16 protein-coding genes are annotated in these 14,813 nt (G+C 33.9%); all 16 read left to right on the top strand.

Annotated features, from left to right (window positions below; genetic code table 11):
- Nucleotides 1-358 precede the first annotated feature (358 nt).
- The 16 genes from NEH75_RS09680 to spoVM all read left to right on the top strand — a co-directional run bounded on the left by NEH75_RS09680 (nt 359) and on the right by spoVM (nt 14,764).
- The gene (locus NEH75_RS09680; RefSeq protein ID WP_055305953.1) at nt 359-736 is read left to right on the top strand and encodes a VOC family protein; all 378 of its coding nucleotides are present in this window, start codon (nt 359-361) and stop codon (nt 734-736) included.
- A 134-nt stretch (nt 737-870) separates the two neighbouring features.
- Nucleotides 871-2,109 carry an FprA family A-type flavoprotein gene (locus tag NEH75_RS09675; RefSeq protein WP_055305954.1) on the top strand — a complete coding sequence of 413 codons (1,239 nt, stop codon included), beginning with the start codon at nt 871-873 and terminating at the stop codon, nt 2,107-2,109.
- Between the two features lie 100 nt (nt 2,110-2,209).
- Nucleotides 2,210-3,094, top strand: coding sequence for a TraX family protein (locus NEH75_RS09670; protein ID WP_055305955.1), 885 nt, complete (start codon nt 2,210-2,212; stop codon nt 3,092-3,094).
- A 121-nt stretch (nt 3,095-3,215) separates the two neighbouring features.
- Entirely contained in the window at nt 3,216-3,686 is a 471-nt protein-coding gene (locus tag NEH75_RS09665) for a hypothetical protein (protein ID WP_055242109.1), read from the top strand.
- 715 nt (nt 3,687-4,401) lie between these two features.
- Nucleotides 4,402-5,268 (top strand): S1 RNA-binding domain-containing protein, encoded by an 867-nt coding sequence (locus NEH75_RS09660; protein ID WP_055274816.1) that lies wholly within the window; start codon nt 4,402-4,404, stop codon nt 5,266-5,268.
- A gap of 43 nt (nt 5,269-5,311) precedes the next feature.
- Nucleotides 5,312-6,184 carry a YitT family protein gene (locus NEH75_RS09655; RefSeq protein ID WP_055305957.1) on the top strand — a complete coding sequence of 291 codons (873 nt, stop codon included), beginning with the start codon at nt 5,312-5,314 and terminating at the stop codon, nt 6,182-6,184.
- Between the two features lie 72 nt (nt 6,185-6,256).
- Nucleotides 6,257-6,439 carry a sporulation protein Cse60 gene (locus tag NEH75_RS09650; RefSeq protein ID WP_055242115.1) on the top strand — a complete coding sequence of 61 codons (183 nt, stop codon included), beginning with the start codon at nt 6,257-6,259 and terminating at the stop codon, nt 6,437-6,439.
- A 211-nt stretch (nt 6,440-6,650) separates the two neighbouring features.
- Nucleotides 6,651-7,532: a YitT family protein gene (locus tag NEH75_RS09645; protein ID WP_055274818.1), complete on the top strand. Its 882-nt coding sequence runs from the start codon at nt 6,651-6,653 to the stop codon at nt 7,530-7,532.
- Between the two features lie 179 nt (nt 7,533-7,711).
- Nucleotides 7,712-9,043, top strand: coding sequence for a 16S rRNA (cytosine(967)-C(5))-methyltransferase RsmB (rsmB, locus tag NEH75_RS09640; RefSeq protein WP_055305958.1), 1,332 nt, complete (start codon nt 7,712-7,714; stop codon nt 9,041-9,043).
- 230 nt (nt 9,044-9,273) lie between these two features.
- Nucleotides 9,274-10,314 carry a 23S rRNA (adenine(2503)-C(2))-methyltransferase RlmN gene (gene rlmN / locus NEH75_RS09635; protein WP_055242121.1) on the top strand — a complete coding sequence of 347 codons (1,041 nt, stop codon included), beginning with the start codon at nt 9,274-9,276 and terminating at the stop codon, nt 10,312-10,314.
- A 1-nt stretch (nt 10,315) separates the two neighbouring features.
- Nucleotides 10,316-11,068, top strand: coding sequence for a Stp1/IreP family PP2C-type Ser/Thr phosphatase (locus tag NEH75_RS09630; protein WP_055274823.1), 753 nt, complete (start codon nt 10,316-10,318; stop codon nt 11,066-11,068).
- Nucleotides 11,065-12,369: a Stk1 family PASTA domain-containing Ser/Thr kinase gene (gene pknB / locus NEH75_RS09625; RefSeq protein ID WP_082704855.1), complete on the top strand. Its 1,305-nt coding sequence runs from the start codon at nt 11,065-11,067 to the stop codon at nt 12,367-12,369. Before NEH75_RS09630 ends, pknB begins: the two co-directional genes overlap by 4 nt.
- A gap of 51 nt (nt 12,370-12,420) precedes the next feature.
- Nucleotides 12,421-13,308, top strand: a complete 888-nt coding sequence (rsgA, locus tag NEH75_RS09620) for a ribosome small subunit-dependent GTPase A (protein ID WP_055242125.1) — start codon at nt 12,421-12,423, stop codon at nt 13,306-13,308.
- A 20-nt stretch (nt 13,309-13,328) separates the two neighbouring features.
- Entirely contained in the window at nt 13,329-13,973 is a 645-nt protein-coding gene (gene rpe / locus NEH75_RS09615; RefSeq protein WP_055242127.1) for a ribulose-phosphate 3-epimerase, read from the top strand.
- A gap of 5 nt (nt 13,974-13,978) precedes the next feature.
- The gene (locus NEH75_RS09610) at nt 13,979-14,608 is read left to right on the top strand and encodes a thiamine diphosphokinase (protein WP_055274827.1); all 630 of its coding nucleotides are present in this window, start codon (nt 13,979-13,981) and stop codon (nt 14,606-14,608) included.
- A gap of 75 nt (nt 14,609-14,683) precedes the next feature.
- The gene (gene spoVM / locus NEH75_RS13635) at nt 14,684-14,764 is read left to right on the top strand and encodes a stage V sporulation protein SpoVM (RefSeq protein WP_070099811.1); all 81 of its coding nucleotides are present in this window, start codon (nt 14,684-14,686) and stop codon (nt 14,762-14,764) included.
- The last annotated feature ends 49 nt before the right edge of the window (nt 14,765-14,813 follow it).

Below are 14,813 nucleotides of genomic sequence, written 5' to 3'. Positions count from 1 at the left end.
TGTATTGACAATTCGTCATATCGTAAAAAAATTTAATTAGACTGTAGGATTTCTTATACACTGCTACTTGAGGATTAATGCTTCGCATGGTAGGTGACCGAGTATCAAAAAGCCTTAAGAACTATGTATTATTCAAAAAATTTGAAAGATATTTCGGCTTATATATAGTCACACAGGAAGCTTATTTATTGAAGGTATAAGTCTTAAACTCATTAAATGTTTATCACATAGGCTAATAATAGAAACAGTAAATTTTTATGATTTATAAAAATGATGATTTCTTATTTATCATTTAAGGTAGCGTTTGTTTTTTTGGAGTAAAGCTAGTAAAATGATAGATAAAAGAGGGGGGAGATTAATGTTTAAAAATATTCATCATGTTGCGATTATTGCTTCTAATTATGAGGTATCGAAATCTTTTTATGTGAATGTCTTAGGTTTTGAAGTGATTCGAGAAAATTATCGTATCGACCGTAATTCGTATAAATTAGATTTAAAAATTGGAGACAGTGAAATTGAGCTATTCTCATTTCCAAATAGTCCAAAGCGTCCATCTTATCCAGAAGCATGTGGATTAAGACACCTTTGTTTTAAAGTAGATGATATAGAAGCAGCTGTTAACATGTTAAAAGATAAAGGAATTGAGACTGAAGAGATTCGTCTAGATGAATATACTAATACAAGATTCGTCTTTTTTAGAGACCCAGATGGTCTACCACTAGAGTTACATGAGTAGAAATAAATTTAAAACATAATAATGTTTAAAATTAAAGTGCATATTATTGGGAATAAAAAGGATAGTATGTTAAACTTTAAAGGTAAAAAAACTATATAAAATACTTCGCAATTTTCTAAAGGAGAGATCAGTTAATGGAGAGTTTGAAGCTAGTTGAAAATGTTTACTGGTTAGGGATTCAAGATCACGATCTTGAAGTGTTTGACGTTGTTATGGAAACAAAATATGGAACATCATATAATTCTTATTTTGTAAAAGGAGAAGACAAGGTTGCGTTATTTGATACAGTGAAAGCGCCTTATTTTGAAGACTATCTTCAAAAAATTCAAAAACATGTTTCAATTGATAAAATCGACTATATCATCGTTCATCATACAGAGCCTGATCATGCAGGATCAATTGAAAAATTAATCAAATTAAATCCAAATATTACGGTTATTGCTTCAGCCGTAGCTATTCGTTATTTACGTAACATTGTGAATATTGATTTTAAATCACAAGCTGTAAAAATGAATGATGTATTAGATTTAGGTGGGCGTACATTAAAATTCATCTCAGCACCAAACTTACATTGGCCAGATACTATTTATAGTTATTTAGTAGAAGAAGAAATTTTATTTACATGTGACTCATTTGGTAGCCATTATGCATTTGATGATGTATTAATGTCAAAATTACCAGTAGAAAAAAATGACGATTACATGGATGCATTATTAAACTATTATAATCCAATCTTCGCACCATTTAAAACGTATGTGTTAAAAGCAATTGCGACTCTTTCAGGATTAAATGTTAAGATGATTTGCCCTGGACATGGACCGGTATTAGATGCACGCATTGAAGAAATTATCAATATTTATAAAGAATGGTCAACGGAAGATTTCTCAGCAGAAAAATTAGTGGTAATTCCATTTACATCAGCTTATGGATATACAAAGATTATGGCTGAGACAGTTAAAGAAGGAATCGTAATGGTTAACCCGAATGTCACAGTTCGTTTATACGATTTAGATATTAAGAGCTTCCCAGAGGTAAAAGAACAATTATTTGCGGATTTATATGCAGCTGATGCAATTGCTATCGGAGCAACAACTGTGAATAAAGATGCAGTGCCAATCGTTTGGGATGTCTTAACAGGAATGAATCCAGTGACTCATGGTGGAAAATTTGGTGCAGCCTTCGGTTCATATGGATGGAGTGGAGAAGCGGTGGATAATGTTCATGCCCGTTTAACCCAATTAAAATTAAAAATGGTTGAACCGGTTAAGCTATGCTTTAAACCTGATGAAGAAAAATTAGCTGACGTATTAACACTTGGAAAAACAATTGGACGTAGTTTATTAGAAGGACGTTTAGTTTGTGATTTAGATTAGTTATTTAAAAGACAGTCAAATACGACTGTCTTTTTTATAGTGGTTATTTTGAGTGATTCATGTTATAATTTAAGAAAATTTTGGAAGAGAGGGTGCTTGAATGGAATTAGGAAATCAGTTAGATACCAGTCAAGGTTGTGTGATTGAAAAGAAAAAAGGATTAGATGCCTCACAATTAAAAATAATCGCTCTAGTCACGATGTTAATTGATCATATTGGTGCAATTATCATCCCTTTTTTACAAGGATATACTGAAAATATGACCACGTTTATTGCGCTTGAAGGAATGATGGTGATCATGCGTTTAGTTGGACGAATCTCATTTCCAATCTTTGCTTTTTTGGTTGTCAATGGGTTCTATCACACGCGTAATCGGAAAAAATATTTATTAAGATTAAGTATTTTTGCTTTGATTTCCGAGCCATTTTTTGATATTGCTATTTCAGGGAGATGGTTAGAATTCACTCACCAAAATGTCTTTTTCACCTTGGCTTTAGGTTTATTAGCCATTTGGGGATATGATAATATCTCTAAAGATCAAGGATTTAAATTTATAGGGGGATTATTTATTATTCTCATAGGCTTAATAGCTGCAAATTTAAGAACAGACTATGACCTTTATGGAATTCTCACCATTTTTATGATGTATCTCTTTTTTGAAAATAAAACTCGTATGAGTATTATGTTGGTTGTCCTTAATTTATTATTATATGGTCAATCGATTGGCATGTGGTCCTCTGTTTCATCTTTTATTCATGATGGATATGGCTTTGTGACGACCGATGGGTTTGGAATGATTCTACAAGTTTTAGTGTATTTACAGTGTGTTGCTCAATTGTTCTGTCTTGCTGCCTTATGGCCAATTTCGAAATACAATGGAGAGAAAGGATCAATAAAGCTGAATAAATATTTCTTTTATGCTTTTTATCCTCTTCACCTTTTTATTTTAAGTTTAATGATTGTTATTTTGAAGAATATATTATAACTCATTAGCGAAGGCTGGTGAGTTTTTTTTGATATAAGATTTTTATTCATGTAAAATAGTGTATTTTTTACTAAAAATATATTATAATTTACTTAAGTTTTAGTAAAAGGTGGTGTTGGTTATGGCGAGAATGAATATTAAAAAGGCATATAAGAAAAATTTCATGTTAGCAAAAGTGTTATATGAGGATGGCTTTTTTGCCTCTTATCATGTCTCGAAACACTTAAAAAATTTATTACGTATCCGTTCAATTTTATTGTCATTAGGTTCAGAGTGGCAACAATATGGTTATTTAGAAGCTTCATTGTATAAAAAACTTGAGGATTTACAGCATCATACACAAAAAAGTTTAAAACAATCAACCATGAGTATTAAAGAGTGGGAAGCAAAAGTGTATGAATTAGAAGCTCATGTGGAACGATTACCACTTAAGACTGGAAATGAACAGTTATTTTTATATCTTCAAAAGTTAAAAAGTTTAACGGTTGATTTAAATGATAAATTATTAACGTATCATCGCCGTTATGAGCGAGTTGAAGCTGATTTATTATTTATTATGGAACAAGTTGAAAAGGAAGACTTCGTTGCTTAATTTGAAAGAGAAAAAAAGCCTTAAGAACCCTTTAGGAGTTTCTAAGGCTTTTAATATGAGCAGATTAACGTTCATCCGAATCGCTATAAACATAAAATGAATGTTGCAAAGTCATACAGTTTTCATGACTTTATGCTTCGATATATAAGTCCAGATAAGTTTTTTACATTGTAAAAAATTTTAAATCCCTAGCAGTTGAGGATTAGATTGTCTTCGACAATCTGCCAGGTGACCCATTCCCTAGCAATGGTGGATTGTTTCACAAGTGAAGCTGCTAGGTGACCCCTGGACGATAGTCTGCCTTGCATTCCCTACCAATGGAGGAAACATGCTTCGCATGGCAGGTGACTCACGGTATGACTATCATATATTTGAGTTGCTATATTAAATGTAGAAAAGGTTTCTGTTTCTATATAGATTTGTCATCGTGTTTGAATGAGTAGAAATCTTTGGTTTTAGTTAGGTAGGGTTGATCTTTTATTTTTTCCTGCTCATGACGGTAAATGTTTTTTTAAAAATGAATATTTAATGAGTAGATGTTCAAATTTAAAAAATAAGAAAAAGATGGATTGATTTAAGTAACGTCGGTGATAATAAAATTATATGTGATTTGATACATAAAACGATTAAATAGAGTGAAAAAGCAATTTCCACTTTTCATGAATTTTGGTGCATGTTATAATATATTGACTTTAAAAGGAAAGTAAGTGATGAAATGTTAGCAGGAAAATTTCATGAAATGAAAGTGGAGCGTCAGACGCCACTTGGTTATACATTAATGCTAGATGGTGAAGAGTTCTTCTTACATCAAGCAGAAGTAACGCATCCTATCGAAGTTGGAGAAACAATCGAAGTCTTCGTTTATTATGATGCAAAAAAACGTTTAACAGCAACGATGCAAGAGCCAGCAGTGACAACAGAAGAATTCGGTTGGGTTGAAGTAGTAGATGTGCGTAAAGATTTAGGAGTTTTTGTTGATATCGGAATTAACAAAAACATTTTAATCGCACCATCAGACTTACCAATTTTCGAATCATTATGGCCACAAGTCGGAGATTATGTGTATTGTTATTTAAAAGAATCACAATCAAACTACTTATTTGCAATCTTAGCTCGCCCACAAGAGTTTGGCGGAGTTAAAGAGGAGGCGCCACAATCATTACATGGTAAAAAGGTAAAAGCGCGTGTAATTCGTACAGGTAAAATCGGAACAAACGTCATTACAGAAGAAGGATACATGGGATTCATTCATGAAAGTGAACGTCGTGAAGAACCACGTCTTGGAGAAGTAGTTGAGGGACGTGTCGTACGTGTAAAAGATAATGGTGAATTTAATATGTCATTAATTCCACAAAAGGAATTTGCGATTGTGGAAGACTCAGACATTATTTTAGAATATTTAATGGGACGTCGTGGGGCGATGCCGTTTTATGATAAATCAGAACCAGACGATATTCGTCGTGTCTTTAAAATGAGTAAGGCCTCATTTAAGCGTGCATTAGGGCGTTTAATGAAAGAGGGAAAAGTTTATCAAGAAGATGGATGGACTTATTTAAAAGAAGACACAGATTCAAACGAATAAGTCTAATTATTCATCAGGACATCAGAGAAGGAGTGTGGAACAGATGAATATTTTAAAAAATGAACAAGTTTCAATTAAACTGAAGAACTTAGGGATTATGATTATAGGGGTATTTTTATATGTGTTAGCGATGAATATGTTTATTTCGCCTGCTAATCTATATACAGGTGGAGTGACAGGGATTGCGCAGTTAATAATAGCCTTTGCTTCTTCTGCATTTGGGATTCAATTAAGTTTAGGTGGATTAATTTTCTTATTGAATGTGCCACTTTTATATTTAGCGTGGCGTTCAATTGGAAAACGATTTGCTGTCTTAAGTATTTTAACAGTTGTGTTGCAATCCATCATTTTAGAATTAGTTCCCATGGGAAAATTCTCTGATGATATTTTACTAAACGCTGTATTTGGTGGGGTGTTAATCGGTGTTGGTGTAGGAATGATTTTAAAAATTGGTGCATCAACTGGTGGAACAGACATTGTCTTCCAATATCTTTCAATGAAATTTAATGGTTCATTTGGAAAATATTCATTTGCGATTAATGCGATTATCATTTTGATTGCAGGACTTACACAAGGATGGGAAACGGCATTATATACCATCATCTCGATTTATATCACATCTGTTGTTATTGATAAAATTCATACTGTTCATCAAAACTTAACGTTATATATTGTAACGAGTAAAGAAGATGAGATGATTAAATCGCTTCAACAACAGTTATATCGAGGGATTACAATTTTAGAAGGACGCGGTGCTTATAGTAAAAATGATAAAAGTGTTTTAATGATGGTTTTATCAAGCTATGAATTATATGAGGCTCTTGCTGTTATTAAAATGGTAGATGAGCAAGCCTTTACAAATGTAGTGCAAAGTGAAATGGTTCAAGGATACTTTGTTAAAAAAGAAATTAAATAGATTTCTGTTTTTTGACAAAAATTCAAAGCTTCTAATGGTATTCTGTCTTTAATGTGATAGGAGGGAGACAGAATGTCCGTTCAAGTGAAATGTTTTGATGAAGAACATGAGCTAGATTTAGAAAGTGTCGTCAATGAATTTTTAAAAACATTACCTTATCAATCGGTCATAGATATTAAATACTCTATCTCTCACTTCAGTGATACAGAGGGACAGGTTTATAGTTATTCGGCTATGATTATTTATGAAGCATAGACAAAAAGTACCTTTTTTTAGGTGCTTTTTTTCATGGAATAATTACCTCTAAAATCATGGGATAAATTGTATGTGGATGTACACAAAATAGTAACAATTTTTTAGTTTCCTGTCGGGAGAAAACATGTTATAATTTCTCAAGAATTAAATCAAAGATTCCGTTTTAATAGAGAGAAAGCTTCATGAAAAACGGAAGTGGAGGAATTTAGTAATGGGTATTATTAAGGCAGAACATTTGAAAAAAGAATTTAAAAGTTTAGCAATGATTTCGGTTGGGATTTTACTATTCTCCATTGGAATTAACTGGTTTATCAATCCATCGGGGTTATATGTAGGTGGGGTCACAGGGATTTCTCAGTTAATTAGTCGATTCCTTTATAGTGCATGGGGGATTAAGATTAATCTCGGAATGCTTATTTGGTCAATTAACATCCCGTTATTACTAATTTCATATAAGTTTATTGGGAAACGTTTCACCTATCATACGCTATATACGGTAACACTGATGACGTTAGGTTTGAATATTGTTCCAGAAATTTCTTTTTCTGATGATGTGTTATTAAATATCGTTGTTGGTGGAATGATTTATGCTTTAGGTAGTGGAACGATCTTAAAGTATGGCGGTTCAACTGGAGGACTTGATATTTTATCACAAATTTTATCCATGAGAACGCAAGGGTCATTTGGTCAATACTCATTTGCTGTAAACTGTGTGATTATTGCAATTGCAGGATGTGTTGATGGATGGGAAATTGCATTATATACGATTTTATTAATCTTTGTTCAAATGCAAATTATTGACCGTATTCATACTCCACATCAAAGCTATACAGTGTTTATTGTCACAAATAAGCAAGATGAGGTGATTTCAACTTTACAAAGTCGATTAGGTCGTGGGATTACTATTATTAATGCGGAGGGAGCTTACACGCATCAAAATCGTAGTTTATTAATGATGGTTGTTTCAAGCTATGAATTATATATTGCTTTACAATTATTAAATGAGGTCGATCCAAACTCGTTTACGAACGTCTTACAAAGTTCACAAGTTCAAGGGAACTTCGGGCGTAAAATTGTTGATAAAACACAATAATCAAAAAGTTGCTTCTAATTTAGAAGCAACTTTTTTAAAATTTCTCAATCAATGAGGAAAGACTGATGAATTTAGGGGAGAATTGTGTGAAATGACAGATGAAAGTAGGCAGATTATGTTATAATATAAAATGACATCACTATACATACATCAGGTAAACAGGAGAACGGAGTGGTATTATGGCAAATGCCCGCGAATTGGCATTGCAGACGTTAACCGATATTTTAATAGATGGAGCTTATAGTAATCATGCTTTAAGTGAACAAATTGAAAAAAATGAGTTAACAGTTCAAGATAAAAATTTCATGACTGAATTGGTTTATGGAACATTACAACATGAACAGTTATTGAATTTTTATGTGACACCCTTCTTTAACGGAAAAGTCAAAGCATGGGTTCGTATTTTAATTCAAATGACCCTATATCAAATGTTATTTTTAGATAGTGTCCCAGAACACGCAGCAATCTCTGAAGCGGTTAAGATTGCTAAAAAACGTGGAGGGCAATTTAATGGCAAATTAGTGAATGCTATTTTACGTGAACTGACACGTACCCCATTGCCAAGTCTTGATACGATTAAAGATGAGGCGGAGCGTTTGGCGGTTGAAACGTCACATCCACTTTGGTTGATTAAATTGTGGAGTAAGCAATTCGGTTGGGAAAAAACGATTCAGATGGCTCGTGCTAATAATGAGCGTGTCAATGTGACGATTCGTGTCAATGGTGTTCGTGGAACACGTGAAGAATTAAAGCAAAAACTTGAATCGGAAGGCATCACATGTGAGTATGGTAATTTGAGCCAAGATGCACTAGTTATTTTAAAAGGTAATGTGATTAAGACGAAGGATTTTGAGCAAGGATGGTTCTATGTTCAAGATGAATCGTCAATGCTAGTCGCACGTGCGTTAAAACCAAAACATCATTCGAAAGTATTAGATACATGCTCAGCACCTGGTGGAAAAACGACACATGTAGCAGAGTTAATGCGTCAAACAGGAACGGTTTATGCCCATGACGTTTATGAGCATAAAATTAAATTAATCGAAGATAATGTGAAACGTTTAGGGTTAACAAACGTCGTAGCGACATTGCAAGATGCAACAACTTTAAATGAACGTTATGAGTCAGATAGCTTTGATGCCGTTTTAGTTGATGCTCCATGTTCAGGATTAGGTATTTTAAGACGTCATCCAGAAGTTAAAATTACGAAACAACCTTCGGATTTAGATGAAATCATGATGATTCAAAAGAAAATTTTAAATACAGTTGCCCCATTAGTTAAAGTAGGGGGAACACTGGTTTATAGTACATGTACCGTAAATCGTAAAGAAAATGACAAAATGGTTGAGCAATTCCTAGCACAACATCCAGAATATGAACTCGATCCAACATTAGTCAATCGACTTCCAGAGGTTTTACACGAGCAAACGAAAAATGGAATGGTTCAATTATTCCCAGGTGATTATCAAACAGATGGTTTCTTTATTGCTTGCTTAAAGCGCCAAGCTTAATTTCAGAAATGATTGCATGAGAATCTGTGTTTTAGCAGGATAATATATAGAAGAAACAGTCGTTTTTTTACATCGGTAAACGTGATTATTTCTGGCGTTAGCCTTAGTTTAGGATAGTTTAAGACTATAACTTTGAGTTAGGCAATGTAAATGATTGATCTGTTTCTATATAGATAGATGACTGACACAGCAATGACTTTAACGAATTTAGTAGAAATGGTGGTGCTAATATGGAGTTTAAATCCATTTTTAGTTTAAATATTGAAGATTGGCAGAATTGGTTAGTAGCCAATAACCAACCAAAGTTTCGTGCGAAACAAATTTTTGATTGGTTATATAAAAAACGTGTGCCATCAATTGATGAGATGAGTAATTTACCGAAAGATTTAAAACATTTATTAAGTGAAACATTTGATTTCACAACCTTATCAGAACGTAAAAAACAAATCGCAAGTGATGGAACAACAAAGTTTTTATTTGAATTAGCAGATGGAAACTTAATTGAAACGGTGTTAATGCGTCACAACTATGGTTATTCTGTTTGTGTGACGACACAAGTTGGGTGCCGCATTGGATGTAAGTTCTGTGCTTCTACCTTAAGCGGCTTAAAACGTAATTTAGAGGCAGGGGAAATTGTAGCACAAGTTTTACGTGTTCAACAATACTTAGATGAAACAGAAGGTCGTGTTAGTCATATTGTTGTGATGGGAATTGGAGAACCATTTGAAAATTATGATAATTTAACTCGATTCATTAATATTATTAATGATGATAAAGGGTTAAATATTGGAGCACGTCATATTACTGTTTCAACAAGTGGGATTGTTCCGAAAATTTATGATTTTGCCGAGCATCATCCTCAAGTTTCATTTGCGATTTCATTACATGCACCAACCGATGAATTGCGTACGCAATTAATGCCAATTAACCGTGCTTATCCATTAGAAAAGTTAATGGAAGCGGCGAAGTTTTATGTAAATAAAACACATCGTCGTATCACTTTTGAATATGGATTAATTAAAAATGTCAATGATACAGTAGAATGTGCAACAAAATTAGCGGACTTATTAAAAGGAATGAATTGTCACGTCAATTTAATTCCGGTGAATTATGTACCGGAACGTGGGTTTGATCGTACACCAATTGAACATATTGAACAATTTGAGAAGACATTAAAAAAACGTGGGATTAATGCAACTGTTCGACGCGAGTTAGGAAGTGACATCGACGCGGCTTGTGGACAGTTAAGAGCTAAAGAGGGGGCTTTATAGAATGTTTGACCAGATGTGTTATAAGACTGATGTCGGAAAAATCCGACCACATAACGAAGATGCTGTTAAAATTTATAAAAATCAACATTGCTCAATTATTGTAGTAGCCGATGGCATGGGAGGGCATGAAGCGGGAGAAGTCGCAAGTGCCATGGTATTAAAAACAATCGAGCAATACTTTAATGAGGACTTAACATTTGATGACTCAGAAATATTGAGAAAATGGTTAAAGAAGATTTTACATCAAGTAAATCAAGATATCTTGACGTATATTGAAGATCATCATATCTCACATGGAATGGGAACGACAGCTATTGTAACTGTGATGACTAAGTCTTTTATCGCATTTGCACATATTGGGGATAGTCGAGCTTATCTTTTATCCCATCACCAATTAAGACAGATTACAAAGGATCATACCTTCGTTCGTAAACTAGTCGAAGAAGGAAAACTATCTGAACAAGAAGCAAAAAATCATCCACATCGTAATATTATTATGAATGCTCTTGGGGTGAATAAAGAATTGAAATTTGATTATCTTGTGTTAGAGCATTATCAATTAGATGCCATCTTACTTTGTACAGACGGGTTAACATCGATGGTAGATGATCAAGAGATTCTTGCTATTTTAAGCAAACAAACGTCAACAGAAGAAAAAGTAAATTTACTGATTGAAGTGGCGAATCGTAATGGAGGAAAAGATAATATATCAGTGGCTTTATGCGAACGCCTCGAAGGGAGTGACTCTTTATGATTATCGGAACAACGATTAATTCGCGCTATGACATTAAGATGCTAATTGGTGATGGTGGAATGGCTAATGTTTATTTAGCGTATGACCGTACACTAAAACGACATGTAGCGATTAAAATGTTACGATATGAGCTTTCAAAAGATGAACGTTTCATTAAACGATTTAAACGTGAATCAGCACAAGTGATTAATTTGGATCATCCGAACATCGTTCATGTTTATACAGTTGGTGATTATAAGCAACAGCCGTTTATTGTCATGGAATATGTTAAAGGAAAAACATTGAAAGATTATTTACGTGAACATGGAGCGTTAGAACCTCAAACAGTGATTCATATTATGACACAATTAGCTGAGGGGGTTTTATATGCTCATCAAAACAATATCATTCATCGCGATCTTAAATCGCAAAATATTATGATTACTGATGATCAAGTTGTAAAAATTACTGATTTCGGAATTGCTCTTTCAAGTAATGAGGCAGATATGACACAAACGAACACGATTATGGGTTCGGTTCATTATTTAGCACCGGAATTAGCACGTGGAAATTTAGCAACTGAGCGCTCAGATATTTATGCGTTAGGAATTATTTTATATGAATTATTAACGGGAGATGTGCCTTTTAAAGGAGAAGGTGCGGTTAATATTGCCCTTCAACATTTAGAAGCAGAAATGCCTTCAATCAAGCTAGTCAAAGAGGAATTACCGAATAGTTTAGATAACATTATTAGTCGTTGTACCTGCAAGCTACCAAGCGATCGATACCACAGTGTTGATGAATTATTAATTGATTTAAACTCAGCGTTAACAACTGAGCGTGTCGATGAGCCTCTTCTAAGTGAAAGTATAAAAGATGAGGCACTTGAAAAAACGATGGTGATGTCTGACCTGAAGAAGGAGGTATCAGAAGAAATGGCTAAGAAATCAAAGAAAAAGCGTAAAGGACGAAAAGGAAAGAAATTTGACTTTTTAAACTCAGCTTTATTAGTCTCTTTCACTGTTTTCTTAATTTGTGCCATCACGCTTTATTATGTCATTATCTATCGACCTGCAACTCATAAAGTCGCTGAAGTTTATGTTCCAGATGTTTCAACGATGACAGTGACAGAGGCAGAAAAGGAATTAAAAGACATCGGACTTAAATATGCAAAAGTCATTTATATTGAAGATGAGAATTATGAAGATGGTGATGTATTTAAAACATCACCGGCTATCGGAACACGCGTAAAAGTGAAGTCTAGTGTTACGTTATATGTCGCAAAGACTCCAGAAAAATCATCTTCAACGAGACAAGAATAATAGACAATAAAGAAAATGATGAGTGAACCTGATCATTTAGTAGGTGATAATTTGAAAAAGGGAATTATTTTAAAAGCCTTAAGTGGGTTTTATTACGTTGAAGATTTAGAAAGTAAAGAAATGATTCAATGTCGAAGTCGAGGATTATTTCGTAAACAGAAAATTACTCCGTTAGTAGGAGATGAAGTTGAGTTTTTAGTTGAATCTGATGGAAATGGTTATGTGATGGAAATCGGCCCTCGAAAAAATGAATTAGTGCGCCCACCTATTGCTAATGTAGATTTAGCATTAGTTGTTTTTTCAGTGAAAGAACCCGACTTCAGTCCGAAGTTGTTAGATCGTTTTTTAGCTGTTATTGAAATGAATCGCATTGAACCTGTTATTGTGCTAACGAAGATGGATTTATTGAGTGAAGAAGAGAAACAATCAATTGAACCAACGATTAATTATTACCGTGAAATTGGTTATGAAGTCATTGAGACCTCATCTAAACGACAATTTGGATTAGAATCGATTAGTGATTTAATTAAAGATCGTATTGTTGTGATTTGCGGTCAATCAGGAGTAGGAAAATCGTCATTACTTAACTCAATCGATCATACATTAGATATTCAGGTTAATGAAATTTCAAAAGCACTAGGACGCGGAAAACATACAACCCGACATGTTGAATTACATAAGTTAAGCGAAGGCTTAATCGCAGATACACCAGGATTTAGTTCTTTAGATTTAGATCAATTAGAACCTATCGATTTATCACAATGCTTTATCGAATTCTATGAGCGTTCAGAGCAGTGTAAGTTCAGAGGTTGCTTGCATGAAAATGAACCTCGTTGTGCTGTCAAATCGGCTGTGGAGGCAGGAGAAATCATCCCAACCCGATATGAGAACTACTTACAGTTCTTAACAGAAATTAAAACTCGTAAACCGAAGTATTAAGACATGAAGGAGTAGGAAAGATGTTGAAAATTGCACCATCAATTTTAGCTGCTGATTTCTCAAAATTAGCAGAAGAAGTAAAATGTGTTGATTCACTAGGCGCGGATTATATTCATATTGATGTGATGGATGGTCATTTCGTCCCTAATATTACATTAGGTCCAGGGATTGTGAAATGTTTACGTCCTCATACAGAGTTGCCATTTGATGTTCATTTAATGATTGAAAATCCGGATCAATATATTAAAGATTTTAAAGAGGCGGGAGCAGATATTATTACAGTTCATGTAGAGGCATGCCGTCATTTACATCGTACGTTACAATTAATTAAGCAATATGAGATGCAGTGTGGAGTCGTTTTAAATCCGCATACACCACTTGAAATGATTAAACATGTTTTACAAGAGGTAGATTGGATTTTAATTATGTCAGTTAATCCAGGATTCGGAGGTCAAACCTTTATTCCGGATTCATTAAATAAAATTGCGACATTAAATCAGTGGCGTCAAGAACAAAACTTATCTTATGTGATTGAAGTTGATGGTGGAGTTAACGAGGAAACAGCCCGCTTATGTGAAGAAGCTGGGGCAGATGTGGTAGTTGCTGGATCAGCTGTGTTTAATGCAGTAGACCGTCAATTAGCCATTCAAAAAATTAAGGGGTAATTTGAATGAAAATTGCGATTATTAGCGGAGCACCAAATGCGTGGTTAGATTTAGAACATATTAAAGCGAGCTTCGTGATTGGAGTCGATCGAGGAGCTTTAACTTTAGTAGAGCATGGAATTTGTCCGGATATCGCCATTGGAGATTTTGATTCAGTGACGGAATCTGAGTTTGCTAAAATTAAAGATTCTGCGTTGGAACTTGTTCAATTACCAAGTGAAAAAGATGAAACGGATACTGAAGTGGCTTTGAATGTAGCGATGACGAAAGAAGCAACTGATGTTCGGATTTATGGATCATTAGGTGGACGAATCGATCATAGCTTAGCTAATATTCGCTTATTACTTCAGTTTGCTAAAAAAGGCTTACCGATTACATTAGTGGATGAAAGAAATCACTTAATGGTGTTAGCCTCAGGTCAGCATGAAATCAATCATCCAGGCTTGCCCTATATTTCATTTTTTGCCTTAGAGTCAACGGTAACTAATCTAACGTTAAATCGTTTAAAATATCCATTAACGAATTATGAGTTAACACAGGATGATATTCGTTGCATTAGTAATGAGACAACTGAATCTAGCTTTTTTGTCTCGTTTGATAGTGGTTATTTATTAATGATATTTAGTCGTGATTAAGTTGTAGTCATATCTTTTTCCATGAGGACATATAGTGTACAGTAATTAATATCCTTGAATAGGGGAGCGGATAAGATGAGATTTTATACGATTAAATTACCAAAATGGATCAGTGCAATTGTTGTAGGTATTATGAACATCTTTAAAAAACATTAAAAATAGTTGTCGATTTATTCGGCAACTATTTTTATGTGCGCCCGGCATG

The sequence above is a fragment of the Turicibacter sp. T129 genome (assembly GCF_025594975.1).
Classification (GTDB): Bacteria; Bacillota_I; Bacilli_A; order MOL361; family Turicibacteraceae; genus Turicibacter; species Turicibacter bilis.
This window is presented reverse-complemented; position numbering and strand designations above follow the sequence as displayed.